Annotated in this window: 17 protein-coding genes; 9 read left to right on the top strand and 8 right to left on the bottom strand. The window is 55.2% G+C overall.

All coding sequences use genetic code 11. The annotated features are described in order from the left end of the window. Positions 1-27: 27 nt before the first annotated feature. A complete protein-coding gene (locus TURPA_RS23410; RefSeq protein ID WP_014803134.1) occupies positions 28-198 on the bottom strand; it encodes a hypothetical protein in 171 nt (56 codons plus the stop codon). Positions 199-298: 100 nt separating this feature from the next. On the opposite strand from TURPA_RS23410, the gene TURPA_RS09745 reads away from it, so the two are divergent. After that, a complete protein-coding gene (locus TURPA_RS09745; RefSeq protein ID WP_041949187.1) occupies positions 299-1,933 on the top strand; it encodes a formate--tetrahydrofolate ligase in 1,635 nt (544 codons plus the stop codon). Between the two features lie 133 nt (positions 1,934-2,066). On the opposite strand, the gene TURPA_RS21710 is transcribed toward TURPA_RS09745, so the two are convergent. Further along, positions 2,067-2,903 (bottom strand): hypothetical protein, encoded by an 837-nt coding sequence (locus TURPA_RS21710; RefSeq protein WP_014803132.1) that lies wholly within the window; start codon positions 2,901-2,903, stop codon positions 2,067-2,069. Between the two features lie 103 nt (positions 2,904-3,006). On the opposite strand from TURPA_RS21710, the gene prfB reads away from it, so the two are divergent. The 3 genes from prfB to TURPA_RS09725 are packed head-to-tail and all read left to right on the top strand — an operon-like array spanning position 3,007 to position 6,665. Then, positions 3,007-4,125, top strand: coding sequence for a peptide chain release factor 2 (prfB, locus tag TURPA_RS09735; protein ID WP_014803131.1), 1,119 nt, complete (start codon positions 3,007-3,009; stop codon positions 4,123-4,125). A 13-nt stretch (positions 4,126-4,138) separates the two neighbouring features. After that, complete coding sequence (locus TURPA_RS09730) at positions 4,139-5,323, top strand: hypothetical protein (protein WP_014803130.1); 1,185 nt, start codon at positions 4,139-4,141, stop codon at positions 5,321-5,323. A gap of 1 nt (position 5,324) precedes the next feature. Further along, a complete protein-coding gene (locus tag TURPA_RS09725) occupies positions 5,325-6,665 on the top strand; it encodes an amino acid permease (protein ID WP_014803129.1) in 1,341 nt (446 codons plus the stop codon). A gap of 71 nt (positions 6,666-6,736) precedes the next feature. Here the strand turns inward: TURPA_RS09725 and TURPA_RS09720 are convergent, their stop codons facing one another. Next, positions 6,737-7,507 carry an aldo/keto reductase gene (locus tag TURPA_RS09720; RefSeq protein ID WP_281054985.1) on the bottom strand — a complete coding sequence of 257 codons (771 nt, stop codon included), beginning with the start codon at positions 7,505-7,507 and terminating at the stop codon, positions 6,737-6,739. A gap of 150 nt (positions 7,508-7,657) precedes the next feature. On the opposite strand from TURPA_RS09720, the gene TURPA_RS09715 reads away from it, so the two are divergent. The 5 genes from TURPA_RS09715 (at position 7,658) to TURPA_RS09695 (ending at position 13,361) form a co-directional block, all read left to right on the top strand. Beyond that, positions 7,658-8,677: a putative zinc-binding metallopeptidase gene (locus TURPA_RS09715; RefSeq protein ID WP_014803127.1), complete on the top strand. Its 1,020-nt coding sequence runs from the start codon at positions 7,658-7,660 to the stop codon at positions 8,675-8,677. Next, the gene (locus TURPA_RS09710; RefSeq protein WP_014803126.1) at positions 8,674-9,678 is read left to right on the top strand and encodes a D-alanine--D-alanine ligase family protein; all 1,005 of its coding nucleotides are present in this window, start codon (positions 8,674-8,676) and stop codon (positions 9,676-9,678) included. Before TURPA_RS09715 ends, TURPA_RS09710 begins: the two co-directional genes overlap by 4 nt. Before the next feature lie 40 nt (positions 9,679-9,718). Further along, entirely contained in the window at positions 9,719-10,816 is a 1,098-nt protein-coding gene (leuB, locus tag TURPA_RS09705; RefSeq protein ID WP_014803125.1) for a 3-isopropylmalate dehydrogenase, read from the top strand. A gap of 161 nt (positions 10,817-10,977) precedes the next feature. Further along, positions 10,978-12,027, top strand: coding sequence for a dual-specificity RNA methyltransferase RlmN (rlmN, locus tag TURPA_RS09700; protein ID WP_014803124.1), 1,050 nt, complete (start codon positions 10,978-10,980; stop codon positions 12,025-12,027). 8 nt (positions 12,028-12,035) lie between these two features. Next, on the top strand, positions 12,036-13,361 hold the full coding sequence (locus TURPA_RS09695) for an HD domain-containing protein (protein ID WP_014803123.1): 1,326 nt from the start codon (positions 12,036-12,038) through the stop codon (positions 13,359-13,361). Here the strand turns inward: TURPA_RS09695 and TURPA_RS09690 are convergent. Genes TURPA_RS09690 through TURPA_RS09670 form a run of 5 tightly spaced genes read right to left on the bottom strand, consistent with a single transcriptional unit; the run spans position 13,341 to position 17,804 of the window. Next, on the bottom strand, positions 13,341-14,723 hold the full coding sequence (locus TURPA_RS09690; protein ID WP_014803122.1) for a TldD/PmbA family protein: 1,383 nt from the start codon (positions 14,721-14,723) through the stop codon (positions 13,341-13,343). The genes TURPA_RS09695 and TURPA_RS09690 overlap by 21 nt on opposite strands. Continuing rightward, positions 14,723-15,418 carry a FecR family protein gene (locus tag TURPA_RS09685; protein WP_014803121.1) on the bottom strand — a complete coding sequence of 232 codons (696 nt, stop codon included), beginning with the start codon at positions 15,416-15,418 and terminating at the stop codon, positions 14,723-14,725. Before TURPA_RS09685 ends, TURPA_RS09690 begins: the two co-directional genes overlap by 1 nt. A 37-nt stretch (positions 15,419-15,455) precedes the next feature. After that, a complete protein-coding gene (locus tag TURPA_RS09680) occupies positions 15,456-16,304 on the bottom strand; it encodes a hypothetical protein (protein ID WP_014803120.1) in 849 nt (282 codons plus the stop codon). A 10-nt stretch (positions 16,305-16,314) separates the two neighbouring features. Beyond that, a complete protein-coding gene (locus TURPA_RS09675; RefSeq protein WP_014803119.1) occupies positions 16,315-16,752 on the bottom strand; it encodes a hypothetical protein in 438 nt (145 codons plus the stop codon). Further along, positions 16,752-17,804, bottom strand: coding sequence for a hypothetical protein (locus TURPA_RS09670; protein WP_014803118.1), 1,053 nt, complete (start codon positions 17,802-17,804; stop codon positions 16,752-16,754). Before TURPA_RS09670 ends, TURPA_RS09675 begins: the two co-directional genes overlap by 1 nt. Between the last annotated feature and the right edge of the window lie 44 nt (positions 17,805-17,848).

Genomic DNA, 17,848 nt, shown 5'->3' with positions numbered 1-17,848 from the left:
GCGTCGCAAGATATTGTCTGCCTGAAATCACACCTGCATGTTGTCGAGCGCCGTTTCGATTTCGGCCGCCAGTTTCGCCGCCTGGGTTGATCCGCCTTTGGCGAATGCTTTGAGCGCATCGCGCAGAGTCTTCACTTCAGCGAACGAAAGCTCATTCGCGGTGAAGGTTTGTTTGTCGGCATTCTGTACGAGTTTCATGTCTGAGGATCTCGTGCGTACTCATGATGGCAAGCGGATACGTGAGCTGATCGAGCGCAATAGCAATATCCCGCCCACGTGCCAGACAAACTCTGTACTCATGGCACCTGTACTAAAACACATCGAAGAAATTGCCGCAGACATCGGCATACCAGCCGACGCGCTGACACTCTACGGCCGGCACAAGGCCAAAGTCCCCTTCTCGCTCTACGACGCCGCACGCGCGAAACAGGGCAAACTCATTCTCGTGACCTCGACCACGCCGAACAAGGCAGGCGTCGGCAAGACGACGACTTCAGTGGCGCTCGGCCAGGGTTTGCGCCGCCTCGGCAAGAATGCGGTCGTCGCGCTGCGTGAACCGTCGCTCGGCCCGGTCTTTGGCATGAAGGGCGGTGCCACCGGCGGTGGCGGCTCGCAGGTGCACCCGACTGCTGACATCAACCTGCACTTCAACGGTGACTTCCACGCGATCACCAGCGCGAACAACCTCATCGCGGCACTCGCCGACAATGCGCGCTACTACGACAAGGGCAACGACCCGCTCAAAAAAATTCTCTGGAAGCGCGCGCTCGACATGAACGACCGCGCGCTGCGCTCTATTATTACCGGGCTCGACGGCAACGGCGGTGCGCAAGAGACCGGCTTCGACATCACCGCGGCCTCAGAAATCATGGCGATACTCTGCCTCGCGACCGATTACGATGATCTCGCAAGGCGGATTGATAACGTGCTGGTCGGTCACCGCGTATCGGGTAAACCTTTCCTCTTTTCTGAACTGGCGTCGACAGGTGCGGTCATGGCTCTGCTCAAAGACGCGATGCACCCGAACCTCGTGCAATCGACCGAAGGTGTACCGGTATTTGTACACGGCGGACCGTTTGCCAATATTGCGCATGGCTGCAACAGCATCGCAGCAACACGATTGGCAATGACCTATGGCGACTACGCCATCACCGAAGCTGGCTTCGGCGCAGACCTGGGAGCGGAAAAGTTTCTGAATATTAAATGCCGCAATGCAGGCATCGAACCCGCCGTGACGGTCATTGCAACCACCTCGATCTCGCTCAAGCTACACGGCGGGGCAGCAGAGAGTGAAATCCGCAAGGCAAATTCGGCCGCACTCAAGAACGGCCTCAAGAATCTCGAACGGCACATCGCGAACCTGCAGTCGTTCGGCCAGGCCGTCGTTGTCGGTTACAACCGCTACGATTTTGACAGCGCCGACGAAATCGCGATGGTGAAGGACTGGTGCGGCGAGCACGGCACACGCTTTGCGCTCAATGATGGCTATGCGAAAGGCGGCGAAGGTGCCACTGAACTGGCGAACGAGGTTCTGAGCGTCATTGCGCAGAACGAGTCGACGCCGCTTCGCTTCACGTACGAACTTACAGAAAAGCCTGAGGACAAGCTGCACAAAGTCGTCACGCACATCTACCGCGGAAAATCCGTCAGCTTCAGCACGCGCGCCAAAAACACTCTCGCACGCCTAGCCGGCACCGAAGCTGAGCGCTACCCGGTGTGCATTGCCAAGACGCAGTATTCGTTTTCACAAGACCCGGTGCTGGTCGGCGTGGCAGAAAATTTTAATATCCACTTCGAAGACATCATCGTGAACAGCGGCGCGGAGTTCTTGGTCGCGGTCGCCGGCGACATGCTGCGCATGCCGGGTTTGCCGAAGGTACCGCAGGCTGGCAAGATCAGCGTGGTGAAGGGTGAGATTGAGGGGTTGTTGTAGGGGTAGACCCCTTAGTACTCCCCCTTCGCAGGCACCGTCATAGCCACCGAATTAATTCGGTGGCTATGACGACAGAACAATCCCTCTCCCCTCCTTGGCAAGGAGGGGTGGCGCGAAGCGACGGGGTGGTTACCTACACCACCGCCCCAAGACTCGCCAGGAAGCGGCCCAGCGCCTCTTCGCTAAACAGGCCCGCCGTATCGCCTTGCCGCAACCGGTAGAACGCCTCGATGATGACACCCCGCAGGTATTGGCGCAGGTGTTCGGGGTGCGTATTCATGTCGGCCATACAGTATTCGAGGTCGGCCTCGAATTTGGTATCGGTCTGCGCCAGATTCTGCAGGTGGGGCAAGTCGTTCTGGAGCAAGTGAAAGAAACGTACCTGCCCCCCGGGATCGTATTCTGGCAGGTAAAAAGCGTAAGCGTGGCCGAGGTCGTGCAGCACAAACTCGAACGCGTCGCGCGTCGAACCGACTGGCTTACCGGCGATCGCTGCGGCGAAATCGACCGTGACGATGCGCGCACCGGTCGCCTGAGTCGCGAGCATATCTCTCGGACTATGCGGGGCCTGGCTGAGCCGCAGAGGCGAGCCTGTTGATTTATCTGCGGATAAGCGGCCGTGCAGCCAGTCGCCGAGTACCTGCCAGACCATGCCCGGCATACCAAAGGCGTTCAGGTTTGCTATCGCGCTCTGGGCTCGTGGGGGTGGTGAATCCTCATTATGCAACCATTCTAGTTTAGCCGCCAGATTGGTTTGTGCTCGTGATGGCCTGAGGTGGCGGCAGCGCTCATGGGTGAAGAGCAGCACAAACCAAAAAGTATATTCGGCGTCGCTGAGCTTACCCGATGCGTACAGGTCGCCGAGGCGCGTGAGCTGCGGTGCAAGCCGCGCCGCCTCTGCGGGCAGGTCTTCGTGCTGAATGAGCAGCCGCCGGTATTTGCCGATCAGTTTACCGTCGCTTAGCGGCATGAATGCGGCAGGCCGCCGTAAAGACTCAGCGGCTCAAGGTCTTTTGAGGGCTTTTTGTGCTTATTTTGGTTTTCGCCCTGTCTAAAAAGCGCACCTCAACGCCGTGGCGCAGTCGTTAAAAGAAGTCAAAGGGTCTCTTGCCGCGCTGCGCGACCAGATCGACGCGCGTTACACAGAGCTCAACCTCAAAGATGTCGAAGCCGAACTCGGCGACCTGAACAAAAAGATGGAAGACCCGCGCCTCTTTGCCGATGACAGCCGCGTGGGCGAAGTGCGCGAATTACAGACGCGCATTGCGGTGCTCGAGCGCAAAATCAGCTCGTGGAAAGCGCTGAAAGCCGAGATCGCCGACGCGCTCGAATACGCTGAAATTGCCGAGATGGAAAACGCCGAAAACATGGCGGCCGAACTCGAGCAGCGCGGCACCGACGCGCGCGCGACCTTTGACAAACTCGATCTCGAAAGCCTGCTCACCGGCCCCGACGATATGAACAACGCGTTCGTCAACATTCACCCCGGCGCCGGTGGCACCGAGTCGCAAGACTGGGCCGACATGCTGACGCGCGCCTACATGCGCTATGGCGAAAAAGCCGGGTTCAATGTCGAACTCATTGACTATCAAGAAGGCGAAGAAGCGGGCATCAAGAATGCGACGATTCTGGTGAGCGGCCCGAACGCATACGGATATCTCAAGGCTGAAAACGGAATTCACCGGTTGGTGCGCATTTCGCCGTTCGATTCAAACAAGAGACGGCACACCTCGTTCGCGGCCGTGCACGTTTCGCCCGAAATCTCTGACGACGTCGAGATTGAAGTTCTGGAGAAAGACCTGCGTATCGATGTATACCGCGCGAGCGGCGCAGGCGGCCAGCACGTTAACAAAACAGAATCCGCTGTGCGCATGACGCATCTACCGACCGGCGTCGTCGTTTCAAGCCAGACGCAGCGCAGCCAGATTCAGAACCGGCTGACGTGCATGAAGATGCTCAAGGCCCGCCTGTACGAAATGGCGCGCGCTGAAAAAGAAGCCGAAATTGAATCGCGGTCGGGCGAACGCAAAGATATCTCATGGGGCAACCAGATTCGCAGTTATGTCTTTCACCCTTATAGCATGGTCAAAGACCTGCGCACCGGCGAAGAGACCTCGCAGGTGCAGAATGTGATGGATGGCGACTTTGGCCCGTTTATCGACGCCTTCTTGCGCAATAAAAAAAGAAACTAAACCAGGATTCAACATGAAACTTAAATTTGCAGTAGTTCTTGTAGCAGCAACTGCGCTCTGCGCCTGCGCCACCTCAAAAGCAGTCGATGAAAAAACAGGTCGCGCGGCGAATGCAAAGGCCGACAACAAGACAGGCTTTTATTACGACGACATGGCACGCTATCTGGCCGGCTTCGATCTGCCGGGGGATAGCAACCTCAACCAATACACGACGTCACCGCAATATGGCGAGCACCGCCAGAAGATGGCCCGCTTCTGGGAAAGGGTGCGCACCCAGAACATTGAACCGGTTACCGAATGGCGCGAGTCGACATTAAACCGTAACCCCAACGGCGTTGTCTGCCGTGACAACCGCCCGGCGGTTTACCCGCTCTGTGGCGCAGATATTATTAACCTCTACACAGTCTGCCCCAAAGCGAGCGAGTACATCATGATCGCGCTCGAAAAAGCCGGCGACATTCCCCACCCTGAGAAAAACTCACCGGCATACTTTCACGGCCTCGCGACAATGCGCGCGGTGATCAACAACATCGCCGACCGCAATTATTTTTCGTCTGCGCACATGAAGTCGAACATCATCAAGAACGCAGAGATTCCCGGTATTGCGCCCGTGCTGCTTGCCTTCGCCGCGGGTATCGGCTGGCACATCGTCGAGATGGAAAAGGTTTTTCTCTCACCCGACGGGATTCCGGTTGCCCTGACCGACGAAAACCTCGACTTCAAGCCACGCGGAGTGCGCATCTGGTTTCGTACCGACGACGACCGCCGCCTGCGCTCGCTCACTTATATTGAACAATACCTCGACAGCGAAAGCACACAAGAAACGCACCCGCTTTACCGTTACCTGAAACAGAAACGGGGCAGCTTCATGATGCTAAAAGCGGCAGTCTACCTGATGCACAACGACTATTATCGCTCGGTGCGCGAGATGTTCATGAAGATACCCGACGTGCTCGTGCAAGACGATTCGGGCTTTCGTTATATCGACATCAAAAACGACTTTGACATCGCTATTTATGGCCATTTCAGAGAACCCGCGATCAAGATGTCGGTGCGCCCTAAGAACCCACAACAACCAGAACTCGCCGCGCTCTATATTGAAAAAAATCCGGTTGAACTGCCATTTCATTTTGGCTATGGCTCGCTGCGCAGACCACCGCGCTCGAACCTGATGGTTGCCCACCGCAAAGGCGCATAAAATGGCGACTCTCACCAGACAAATCGGCTTTCTCACCGCGGCATTTACGGTCATCGGCAGCATGATCGGTTCGGGTGTATTTCGTACAAGCAATGAACTTTTCTTTGACGCGCGGCTAAACGCAACAACGATTCTGATTCTTTGGGCGGCCGGCGGCCTGATCGCCCTCGCGGGTGCCCTGAGCTACGCAGAACTTGCGGCGGCGTACCCCGAGGCAGGCGGCGAATTTGCCTACCTCAACCGCATCTTCGGTAAACTGCCGGCGTTTCTCACCGGTTTCATTTCGCTCACCGTGGGCTTTTCAGCGCCCATTGCGTTCACCTCGCTTGTGATCGTTGACCTTGTAGTGCAGGGCTCGTCGCAACTCATGGCCCGGCAGCTGCAGGTTTCGTCATTTCGCCTGCAACTGATAGCGGCTTTTGTTCCCGTCATTCTCGCGCTCTTTCACATTGCCCGCGTCAAAGTTGGCGAAGGCATGCAGAACACGCTCACTGCGCTCAAGACCGTGCTGATTTTCGTCATTGCGATCGCGCTCTTTTTCGTTGCGGCGCCCGCAACCAACGCGGTGCAGGTTGCCGAGGCTGCTCCCGAATTCTGGAAATGGGGAGGTCTGATTCTCACGGTCATGTTCGCCTATAGCGGCTGGAACGCCGCCTCATACCTTGGCGGTGAGGTAAAAGACCCGATCAAAAACCTGCCCCGCGCGATGGTCGCCGGTACAATCATCACCTGCGCCATCTATCTTTTGCTGAACTATAACTTTCTGAAATTCGCCGGATTTAACCGCGAAACGACCGATCTTGCTGTGAACGCATTTACCGCCCTTTTGGGTAAAGCCGGCGGCGCAGCATTGTCTTTTCTGATCGCTTTTTTTCTCGTGTCTTCAGTGTCAGCCGAAGTGATGATTGGCCCGCGTGTCTATTACGCGATGGCCGACCAGGGTCTGCTTTTCAAAAAACTTGCGCAGGTTCAGCCCAAGCTCGGCACGCCTGCATTCGCGATAATTTTGCAGACGGCAATCAGCGTCGTCTATATTCTGACGTTCGGCTTTGGCGGCACGCTCAACCTCTTGATCTTCATGGGCTTCGCTCTGAGTTTTTTTCCCTGGCTCACCGTATTTGGCCTGCTCTACTCGCACTATAAGAAGCAGAACCGCATTATCGCAAACCGGCCATACCGCTCGCCGTTATTTCCGCTGTTTCCGGTGTTGTATCTGACGGCTTCGCTCTTTATGATGATATCGTCATTGATCTACAAAACCGAACAATCACTCTGGGCGATTGGCGTGACAGCGGTTGGTGCGGTGAGCTTTTATATCTGGCAGAAGATGAAGAAAACTTAAGGTCCAGTCATGCTTCGACATGCTCAGCATGACAACATTTGTCACCCTGAGCCTGTCGAAGGGTGCCTGACCTAGGGAGTCCCCGAAGGATCCCAACAGGTACGTAAGTTTTCGTTCATCGAATCGAGCTTCGCCATGTCTTGCGCATCGATTTCGAAATCAAATATAGCAAAGTTCTCGGCGATGCGTGCGGGCGAGACCGACTTGACGAGCACAATGTTACCCTTCTGAATCGACCACCGCAGTAAAACCTGCGCGACCGTTTTGCCATACTTTTCGGCGAGCGGTTTGAGGGATAGATCCTCAACTTTTTGACCATGCGCCAGCGGGCTATAGGCCTCGATACTTATGCCACGCGACTCGCAATAGTTTTTGAGTTCTGTCTGGCTGAGCCACGGGTGCAGCTCGATCTGGTTGACCACAGGCTTGATCTTCGCCGCGCCGAGAAGTTCGTCGAGGTGCTTCGGCATATAATTGCTGACTCCGATCGAACGCACCTTACCCGAAGCGTGAATATTCTCGAGCGCCTGCCACGCGGCGGCGCGGCTTTTTGTCACGGGAAAATGGATCAGGTAAAGGTCGATGTAGTCGAGGCCAAGGCGCTCGAGGCTGCCGGCAAACGCCGACTCGGCGCGTGCCTGGTCGGTGTTCCAGAGTTTGGTTGTGACATAAATTTCGCTGCGGGCGATGCCGCTGTCGCGAATCGCGCGGCCGACGTCTTCTTCGTTGCCGTAAATACGCGCTGTGTCTATATGCCGGTAACCCGCATCGAGGGCCGAGCGCACCGCCTTGTAACATTCGCCCGAAGCGGCTTTCCAGACTCCGAAGCCGAGCTGCGGAATTTCATGACCATCGTGTAATTGAATGCGGGGTACCATGGCTTGAACTTGCCAGGCGATGTGGGGCGACAAGAAAATCGCTTGGTGATTTTCTTGTCGCCCCAAGTCAAATAATCATTGGCAAAGGGCGGGTGACACAAGAAAAGACGCAAGGTGGCTGCGACAATCGATCTCGAAAACGCCGATGAAAAACAGCTGTTGCAGAGCCGGCTCTGCGATCTGCCGCTGCGCATCGAAAACACCTGGCTCAAAGAAGTGATCGACCGGCTGTACGCCGAACTCGAGGCACGCGGGCTGTCGTTTAAACCGCCTTGCTATCTCGGCGACGAATGGTTTTCACCCGAAGGGGTGCCGGTGATTGCTCTGCCCTTCTACCTTGCGCACCCAAAGCTCGTGCAGCTCGAGCGCAAAATGATCGGCGAGGCCGAAGGCGAAAACCGCGATGAGGCGATGCGCCTGCTGCGCCACGAATGCGGGCATGCCTTCGTGCATGCTTTTAAGCTCACGGCGCGCAAGACCTGGCGGGAAGTATTTGGCCACCCGCGAAAGCCGTTCAGCGACTATTACCGTTACCAGCCTTACAGCAAATCTTATGTGCGAAACCTGAAAGACTTTTATGCACAGAGCCACCCCGAAGAAGATTTCGCCGAAACCTTTGCGGTGTGGCTGAACCCCGATCAGAACTGGCGCGAACTCTACGCCGACTGGCCGGCACTGAGAAAACTCGAGTACATTGAATCACTCGTGCCAGCCCTCGGCGACAAGACCGTCAAAGTGAAGCGCTCACAGTATTTTTTTCACATCAGCTCACTCAAGAAAAAACTGGAGAATCACTACCGCCAGAAGCGCAGGCTCTATATCGAGCACGAACCCGACTTCTTTGACGAAGATCTGAAACTGGTTTTTCCCTTAACGGAGACCAAGGCGCGCACGGCAGCAGGCCGGTTCTTGTCGGCAAACCGCAAAGAACTCGAAGAATCTGTCGGCAGATACACCGGCGAGAAAAAGGTCATGATACGCAATTTGTTCAACCGGCTGAAAAAACGCTGCGACACCCTGGGCCTTTGCGTTGAAAATGCAAACAGTGCAAAAGCGCTCATGGCTTTCACTGCGTACCTGACTTCCCTGGTGAGCAACCACCGTTATACCAATCGCTACAAGCCCGCAAAATGAGAGTTCTGGTCGCGTTCGATTTTCCGACGGCATTGCCGAAAAACGGCGATTACCGTTCACTGTTGCATGCCGAAGACTGGCGGCCGACGCGCAACGTTATGGAAGCAATCGCTCGCCTCGGGCACGAACCGATTCTGCAGGGAGTCTATGACGACATTCTGCCGCTCGTCTTCACGATTAAACGCAAGAAGCCCGACATCGTCTTTAACCTGCTCGAATCTTTTCGCCAGAAACGACACTACGAGGGGGCGCTTGCGGGCCTCTTTGATTTGTTGCAGGTACCGTACACCGGTTGTTCTGCCGAAGCGCTTACCATTTGCCGCAATAAGTCTTATACCAAACTTCTGCTCAGGCACACGAAGATTAAATTTCCACGGTCGGTTGTGTTTCCGCGCGGCAAGACGAACCGTTCGATCAAAGACCTCAAGTTTCCGGTGATCGTGAAGCCGCTCGGTCTCGAAGGCTCTGACGGCATTTCGCAGGCTTCGTTCGTTGCCGACGAGGCTGCCTGCATCGAGCGCGTCAAGACGCTGCACGAAACCTACGAGGTCGACGCGCTCGCCGAAGAATACATTGAAGGCCGCGAAATTTATGCAGGCGTTTTAGGGCTCGAAAAGCTCACGGCGCTGCCGCTGCGCGAGATGCTGTTCACGAACTTTCCCGAAGACAGGCCCAAATTCGCGACCTTTCATGCGAAGTGGAACCCTGAATTTCGCAAAAAATGGGGTATCAAGAATACCTTCGCCAAAGGCATAGACGAAAAAACCCAGGCGGATATAGAACAGATTAGCAAGTCGGCGTTTCGTGCGCTCGGCCTTTCGGGCTTTGCGAGGCTCGATCTGCGCCTCACCGACAAGAATGAGATCTTCGTGCTTGAGGTTAACCCCAACCCGAATATAGCAAACGACGATGAAATCGCCTACGCGTCGCAGCGCCTCGGCATCTCGTACGACCAGCTGATACAAAAGCTGCTCGACTACGGCAAACGCCGACGAGGTTAGATCGATTTACAGCCTGTTTGCCTGCCATTTTTGTACGCAAATGAAATACGATATCGCAGTGCTCGCCGGTGACTATATCGGCCCCGAAGTGATGAAAGCGGCGCTTGAAGTGCTGGCAAAACTTTCAGACGAAAAAGACAGTTTTGGCTTTCACGAAGCGCTCGTGGGTGGCTCGGCGATCGATGCGACCGGCAAGGCGTTGCCGGCTGAGACGCTCAAGACTGCCGAAGGCGCACATGCGATTCTATTCGGTTCAGTGGGCGGCCCAAAGTGGGAGCATCTGCCACCAGCAGAACAACCCGAGCGCGCCTCACTTCTACCGCTCAGAAAGCATTTCTCGCTCTACGCAAACCTGCGCCCTGCGATCATCTATAAAGAGCTAAAAGAGGCTTCGCCTCTGCGCGCCGACATCGTGGGCGACGGCCTCGACATTCTCATCTTGCGCGAACTGACGGGCGATGTATACTTCGGCGAACCGAAGCTGCGCCGGGGAGAAGGCGCGAATGAAGAAGCTCTCGATACGATGATCTACAAGCGTTATGAAATCGAGCGCATCGCGCACCTGGCGTTTCAATCTGCGCGCCTGCGCCGCAAGATTGTGCACTCCATCGATAAGGCAAACGTGCTGACGAGCATGGTGTTCTGGCGCGAGGTCGTAACGCAGGTTGCGAAAGAATATCCCGACGTTACGCTGCATCACCAATACGTCGACAACGCGGCGATGCAGCTCATTCGCTGGCCTTCGCAGTTTGACGTCGTTCTCTGCCCGAATATGTTTGGTGACATTCTCTCTGACGAAGCCAGCCAAATCACCGGCTCGATCGGCATGCTTGCCTCTGCATCACTCGGCGAACAAAATAAATGGGGCCGCGACGGCCTGCAGTTCGGGCTTTATGAACCAGCCGGTGGCACCGCACCCGACATTGCCGGTAAAGGTATCGCCAACCCCATCGCGCAAATTCTGTCAGCAGCGCTGCTGCTCAGGTATTCGCTGAAGCTCGAAGACAAAGCAGTGAGGATAGAGAACGCGGTGAAATCGGCAATCGCCGCAGGCGCGCGTACGCGCGACTTAACGGCAGACTCTGCTAAGGCTATATCGACCGCAGAGATGACGCAAGAGATTGTGAAACGGCTTTAATGTTTGTCACCCTGAGCATGTCGAAGGGTGACACGGTCATGGTTCGACAGGCACCGAAGACGGAGACCCGAAGCGGGTCACACCATGACGAAAAACAATTACGTTGCAGCGTGTGCACAAGCAGGCAATTAGTTTGACACGGTGCTGGATGCAGGCCCCTTTTGGCAATCGAAACAAAACCTGAAATTCTTTCGCTGACAGAAGCAGAGTTAACTGAACTTCTTGTTGCCGACGGCCACAAGAAGTTCAGGGCCCAACAGGTGTTTCAGTGGCTGCACCTGAAGCAGGTATTCGACCCGGCGAAGATGACGAACCTGAAACCCGAGTTTCATGACTACCTCAGGGCAAGATTCACACTGCCAGAATTCAAGATTCTGAACGAGACTAGATCCCCCTCTGACCAGACTGCCAAATACCTGTTCGAATTTGGTAACCGCCAGGTCGAGAGTGTCTGGCTGCCCTATGAAAACCGCCAATCGATCTGCATTTCGGTGCAGTCGGGTTGCTCGCTCGATTGCAGCTTCTGCGCCACGGGCAAGATTGCGTTCAAGGGCAACCTGACCGCCGGGCAGATTCTGTCGCAGGTTTATGGCATGCAACAGCTCTACGACCGGCGCATCAGCAACGTGGTCTTCATGGGCATGGGCGAACCGTTCTATAATTATGACAACGCGATCAGGGCAGCGAGCCTCATCGCCGACCAGCACGGCATGAACATCTCGCGCCGCCGCATTACCCTCAGTACCTCGGGGGTATTACCCGGAATCAAACGTTTCATCGAAGAAAAACAACCTTACCGGCTCGCACTTTCGCTGCACGCGGTATTTGCCGACAAGCGCCGCCAGATTATGGATATCGAAGAGAAATTTTCATTCGAAGAGGTTCTCGAATATCTGTTGCAAAAGCGAAACGACCTGCAACAGGGTCAGCTGATGTTCGAATATATCATGATCGACGGGGTCAATATATTCCCTGACGATGCCAAAGAGCTGGCGCGTTGGGCGAAGCTCTTGAAGGCGAAAGTCAACCTGATACCGATGAACACATCATTCAACGGCATGCACCGCCCCTCTGACGATAAGATAATTGAATTCTGGCAGGCGCTTGTGTCGCGCGGTATAGTTGCGGTGAACCGCAAATCGCCCGCAAAAGACATCGACGGCGCCTGCGGCATGCTTGCGGGCAGGCAAGAGAACACGCTTAAAGTTTAGGCGGCACCTTGACACTGAAGCCCGAAGACAACGTCGACAGCGGCCCTGCGGGTGATGCCGGCGCTGAGACTACCCCCGCCTCCGGTGCGACTTTCCAGTTTACAAGTTTCAAAGAATTCTTACAGTTTGTGGCATATGTCGGCGACGATGTGCAAATGGAATTTGCAGAACCCGTGCTCGACGCGGCCGGCGCAGCGTTGGTGCAAAAGGGCGTGCATATGCGGGCCACTCTGCAAAAGAGCCTGCAGCAGTTTTTTGACCGCGGTAATCTCAACGAAAATATACTGATCGCAGATACCGCGACCCTGCACAATGCACTGCGCGATCGCGTCTGCCGCACGCTGCTGCGCTGTCTCGAACCGGGTCGCTTTCACGTGGCGCAGGCGCTCGCCGATGCCTCGCAGATCAATATTCGCGGCATGCTCGCGAGCGTCGTTGGCCGTCGCGACATATTGCCCGTCGTCTTGAAGCTTGATAAATCAGAAGACCCGATTCTGCCGCATCTCGGCGAGGTCGCGCTCGTTGCAGCGGGGCTCGCCGAGCAGTACTGCAAGCATGCAGGCAGCGGCACGCTCACGCGTGAGATTGTGCGCAACGCAATGATCGGCGGTTTGTTGCATGACATCGCGCTCGCAGACGATGACGATTTTCTGCTGAACGATATCGAAAAAATCAGCGAGAGCGCGCATGCGGGTCGAAGCGCTGCCCTGACGAGGCAACTTGTTCCTGATTTGCCTGCCGAGGTGACCGACATCATCGAGCACCACCACCGCACGTCGGCACCGTATGAACCCGAAACCGATTCGCAGCTATCTGCGCAGGCGATTGCCGGTGAAGCGCTTGCACTCGCGGAGTATATTTTTGTGCAGCTGAGGTCGCAGTACAAAAAAGACGAAAAGATGAATTCAGCCGAATTGCTGTTCTACGACCTCGGCCGGGCCTTCGGTCAGGGGAGATTTCATCCGCAATTCAAGAAAATCGCCGCAAGGCTTTGGGAAAAGCTTTTCGCCACACTGCACTATGGTTATGAAATTGGTGTAGTTGAAAACCGCTGCCCGAAAAAACCCTCGGCAATTGCCTACCCGACGCCGCGCTGCACGCAAATTATGTGTCATCGCCACGTGACCGCTTGCGAACACTACGATTCGCAGTTTCCGCTTGAGGTGCTGCAGGCGACGCGGTTTCCGGGTCGACCGGGAGTCATGATCGACCCGGGTAAATATGGCAAGTGCAGGCTTGCGGCCGCGCTGCCGAAGGGCATTAACGAAAAGCTCACTGCAGACGCCTGGCTCAGACAGAACCAGCAGGCAGCCTCAGGCGAGCCGGGCGCGTAATTTCAAATAAGGGCCACCATCGGTGACCTTGACCCATTCTTTGTAACCTTTGCCGCACATACCGAGGCCGTTGATGTGCAGGTCTCGCGAGATCATGGAGATGGATTGCAGAATTTCAGGTACATAACCCGTAACAATTACGGGCGAGAAATACTCGTCTGTCAGTTTGCCGTGACGAATTCGGCGCGCGACAAGCGCTTCGAGCTGAATACCCCAGCTTTTCGGGTCTTCCATACCGTTCGTGGCACGATCGACGAAATAGCCGTCGGCAACCGAAGCGATCATCGCATCGAGCGAATCTTCGCCGGGCATAAAGTAGGTGTTCGTCATGCGAGAATAAATCTTATGATCGAAGCTTTCGCGGCGGCCATTGGGTGACCTTGGGTAGCCGAGCCGCGATGCGCTTGCGTGGTCGGTCATCGGCTGATTGAGAACTCCCCCTTCGACGATGCGCGTTTCAGAAGCAGGCATGCCCTCGTGATCGAAATAATAGCTGGCTGCAGCCGTTTCGAGCAGCGGAGAATCATAGAGACGCACACCCGGTGCTGCAACTGCCTTGCCGAGATATTCTGTGCCGCGCGCCCTGCCTTTTTGCATGGTATCGGCTTCGGTGCCATGCCCGAACGCCTCGTGCGCGAGCATGCCCGAAAGCGACGGCGAGAAGATACACTCGTATTGGCCCGGTTCGAGGCGGGGTGCGCCGAGAATTTTTTCACCATCGTGCAGCATGCCGTCGATCAGTTCGAGATTTTCACCCATGAGGTTCCACGAACCCCGACGGCTGAACCCATCATAAATCTGAGCGGTTGAGTTCGTGGTATCGTCTTTCAGTACAGCGGAGTAGATTGCCTCAAAGCGCGGCAGGTATTGCTCGAGTGATTTTTCACGGCTCACGTAAATTTCGCGGGTGTTCGTCTGTTTGTATCGCGCCGATGCCATTGCGACGAGAGGTTTACGCGCCTTGATTTCGCGTGCGATGCGCGCAGCGAATTTGGCTTTGTCTGCCTCGCTCAGTTCATCGGGCGATGGCCCACCCGCGCTCAGGGTAGCCGGCGCTTCGGCATGCAACGCCAACGTGCCCTTGAGCTTACTTGCCCTGACTGTTCGCTCTAACCCTTCGATCGTTTTGCTAATGTCTGAAACACTGTGCACAACCGATGAGGCTTCATAGATGAGGCCGTTGTGCAAAATACTCACGACGATACCGCGCTGGGCAGACAGTGGTTCAACAAAGGTCTGGTTCAGATTGCTGCTGACGCTCAGCCCCGAGGTTTCTATAAAAAGGGCCCGCGCAAACGCATATCGCTCATGCAATGGCGCTAACGCCGATTCAATCTTCGCACGTGTGACGTCTGCGTTCATTACCTGAGCGCGGCGAATTTCTGGTCGACGAAAGCCTGCATCTTCTGCATCTGCGCAGGGGTGAGATTGACTTTTTTGCCGAGCTCGCTGTCGCTGAGCGATGAGTGGTTATGCCCCAGTGGCAGACCCAACTTCTTCAAATCTTCAATCAAGACCTTTACCGCTTTACCTTCGCGATAGTACATAATGTAATCCCGGTCATTCACCTCTTCTTTGCCAGAGGTTGTATTCTTAAAAGCAATTTTGCCTTCGCAGTGGCAGGTGCCGGTGTTACGACCATCGGTGAAAGTGAAAAATTTGGTACCGCGCACCGCGGCGACAGAATTCGGAGTTCTAAGTGAAAATTTGCGGTTGCCTGTAAGCGGCTCGACCATCGTCCAGGCATTGCCTGATTGCAGATAGACCTGTTTATCGTCGCCCGTTCTTTCATAAACGAACCGGGTGTTCTGCTGCACTTCTATTTTGGCGCCGGTCACGTGAAAGATCACCGTGCTCTGGTCAGCCGTCACGATGGTATCGCCCGCATAGATTTTTTCACCGGTGCGGGCTGCGCGCGTTTTTTTCGAACCGTCGGCTTCGATGTGCTCAATGAGCGCGCTTCCGTTCACGCGGCCGATGATGCCGTCAGTGGGCAACGCCGCATCGTGACAATGCGTTATGGCTGCCAGCAGGGTGACGGCGATCAGGTACTTCATAAATCCCCATTAGGCACCTGACGCACCTGTCAAGCGGTTATAGCATTTTGTAGATCGATTCAGGTATCAGGTGGGCGCGCGAAGTGATTTCTCGCGGCAGCTCAGGCATCTTGTTTTCTGTCCAGAGCCAGGGGCCGAGAACGTTGATGATCGGCGCCTGTTCGCCGGCGAACACCATGCCAAAACCTTTGCTGATGTCTTCGGGCAGGGTCGGCCTGAAGGGCACGCCGTTGCTGTGCGCCTTGTATATATTCTCTTCGTTCTGGTAATTCATGTCATAGAAAAATTGCGGAAATTTCTTTCCCGAGGCCTTCCATTCGGCGCGCCACTCAGGCTGAAAGCCGGGCTCTTTGTTGAACCGGCGCTGCGCGAGAATCGCGATGCCGCGCACAGAATTGCTGAGAAACATACCGATGCGAATAATCTGCAGCTTGTCGGGGTTGCGGATAGCCAGCTCTTCCATCGCGATTTTCGTAAAGGTCATGGCGCCGTAGATGCGCGTGAGGGTCGGCAGCGCCATAAAGCCCGAAAGCGCAATCGTCTTCTTGGGCTTCAGCGCTTTGCTGAGTTTCAGGTAAGGAATCACAGAATATTCCAGGCTCGGCATGATCATCTCGGCTGTCGACTCGGTGACATCCATACCGACTGAACCGCGTGCGGGAATATAGATGACGTAATCGACAGGTTTCGCGCGCAGCTTTTCATCGGCGAGCATTTTGTCGACGGCGCCGGCATTCTCAAGGTCTATGCCGTGAATTGTATGATCGGCGCCGCTGATGTCTTCGCTGCGACTCGTCGTGGTGATAATCTCAGCCCCCGCTGCTTTGGCTGCTGCGATAGCCGCTCCGCCTGAAACTGCTCCCGCCCCGACAATAAATACGCGCATCGATATCTCCTTAACCTGCGTCCTGCTGAAATTTCTGTTTAAATAGTTGGCGCAGTGGGCCCAGCGCGGCCTCAATTTCGTCTGCCTTGCCGCTCGCGAGCATACACCACACGAGTTCACGCCGGGTCTTCAGCCACACTGACCGACCGCTCGCCGCATAAATTGCCGTTTCGGTCGCGAGCCGCTCTGCTGGTCTTTCGGCAATGCTGGTTTTGGCTGCGCGTGAGGCGTGCTCTTCACTTTCAAAAGTACGCCCTTCGCAGACGAATTGTCTGCCGTGAAGGTAGAACTGGTATTCACGCTTCTTGACTTGCATGTCGTCGACTTTCTCGGTGCTGTCAGTGCGCGTCACTTGCTTCGCCTCTTCTGGCAAAATTTCGATTTTCTTGCGACAGCTCGCTGCGATGAGCGCCGCCGCAAGCGATGCGACCAATACCTTTCGTGACACTACTTGATTGCGTCGCGGTAGTCGGGTATCGTTGCCACAACCGACCCATCGCGCATGATTTTCGAAGAACCGAGCGCCAAAGGCAACTGGTACTTTTTCAGATAAAAGTCAAAATCGCTTTTTTGCGTCGCATCGACCATCTGCAGACGCGCGTCGATCATCATGAGTTTACCGAATTTTACGTCACCCTGGTAGAGATAAAGATAGTTTTTAACGTCTTTGACCGGCAATGGCGGAAAATTCACCTTGGTCTTGCTCGAAAAGAAGAGCTGCAGGCCGTCGTTCTGCACCCTCATGTCGCTGATGAATCCGCCGATCTGCGGCGGGGGAAATATCTTGAACGGCTCAACGATAATCTTGTTACCCGACATGGTGATACCTCGGCCAGAGGGTACGGGCAGCAGCTTTTCCATGTTGAGGCCGACGGCATCGAGCAGCGTCTTCGTGTACGGGTTGCCGAGCGAGCGAATGCGCTCTGCCTCGATCACCATGAGCGTCTTTTCCCGGTCAAGATACATCTTGCCGATCATCTCAAAACCCAGCCAGACGACGAGTTTCATGTCACCGGTGAGGCGTAACTTTTTCACCATTTTACCGCCCTCGTCGTCGTCGAAAAACTCCATCTTCATGTTTTTGAGGGGCGAACCATCGTAGTTGAAGACATTGTTGTTGAAGATGAATTCCATGACGCCCGTGCGCACGAAGGCTTCACCTGAGAGAATGTCGATGCGAAATGAATTCACATCGTCGAAATTGACGACCCCGCCCTTTGCTTTGGGTATCGCTTCGCCGATCAATTCTTTCACCTGCATATTGATCTCGTCGGTCAGGCGAAAATGCAGGTTGGCGAGCTTCATGTACGTACCCGAGCGCGAATGGGTTCTAAAGCCCTTCGCTTCGCCGCCAAGCTCCATCGGTTTATGCTCGAGCTTATAGTGAGAAAGTATGATTTTCAGGGCAAAAACACCCAGAACGGTTGCAACAGCCATAATGATGCTCAGGTGAATGAGCTTGCCGATCAGAATTTTACGCTGCTGTTTTTTGTCGACCATTGTTCACGATTTTTTCTTTGACGGGTGTGTCAAATTCATAAAGC

It is taken from the genome of Turneriella parva DSM 21527, assembly GCF_000266885.1.
Classification (GTDB): domain Bacteria; phylum Spirochaetota; class Leptospiria; order Turneriellales; family Turneriellaceae; genus Turneriella; species Turneriella parva.
The sequence above is the reverse complement of the archived record's forward strand: the minus strand, read 5'-3'. Positions and strand labels throughout refer to the sequence as shown.

What these genes read in the sequence shown, in the direction of transcription:
- TURPA_RS23410 (WP_014803134.1), bottom strand. Translation starts at nt 198, where the DNA reads ATGAAACTCGTACAGAATGCCGACAAACAAACCTTCACCGCGAATGAG.
- TURPA_RS09745 (WP_041949187.1), top strand. Translation starts at nt 299, where the DNA reads ATGGCACCTGTACTAAAACACATCGAAGAAATTGCCGCAGACATCGGC.
- TURPA_RS21710 (WP_014803132.1), bottom strand. Translation starts at nt 2,903, where the DNA reads ATGCCGCTAAGCGACGGTAAACTGATCGGCAAATACCGGCGGCTGCTC.
- TURPA_RS09730 (WP_014803130.1), top strand. Translation starts at nt 4,139, where the DNA reads ATGAAACTTAAATTTGCAGTAGTTCTTGTAGCAGCAACTGCGCTCTGC.
- TURPA_RS09725 (WP_014803129.1), top strand. Translation starts at nt 5,325, where the DNA reads ATGGCGACTCTCACCAGACAAATCGGCTTTCTCACCGCGGCATTTACG.
- TURPA_RS09710 (WP_014803126.1), top strand. Translation starts at nt 8,674, where the DNA reads ATGAGAGTTCTGGTCGCGTTCGATTTTCCGACGGCATTGCCGAAAAAC.
- leuB (WP_014803125.1), top strand. Translation starts at nt 9,719, where the DNA reads ATGAAATACGATATCGCAGTGCTCGCCGGTGACTATATCGGCCCCGAA.
- TURPA_RS09690 (WP_014803122.1), bottom strand. Translation starts at nt 14,723, where the DNA reads ATGAACGCAGACGTCACACGTGCGAAGATTGAATCGGCGTTAGCGCCA.
- TURPA_RS09685 (WP_014803121.1), bottom strand. Translation starts at nt 15,418, where the DNA reads ATGAAGTACCTGATCGCCGTCACCCTGCTGGCAGCCATAACGCATTGT.
- TURPA_RS09680 (WP_014803120.1), bottom strand. Translation starts at nt 16,304, where the DNA reads ATGCGCGTATTTATTGTCGGGGCGGGAGCAGTTTCAGGCGGAGCGGCT.
- TURPA_RS09670 (WP_014803118.1), bottom strand. Translation starts at nt 17,804, where the DNA reads ATGGTCGACAAAAAACAGCAGCGTAAAATTCTGATCGGCAAGCTCATT.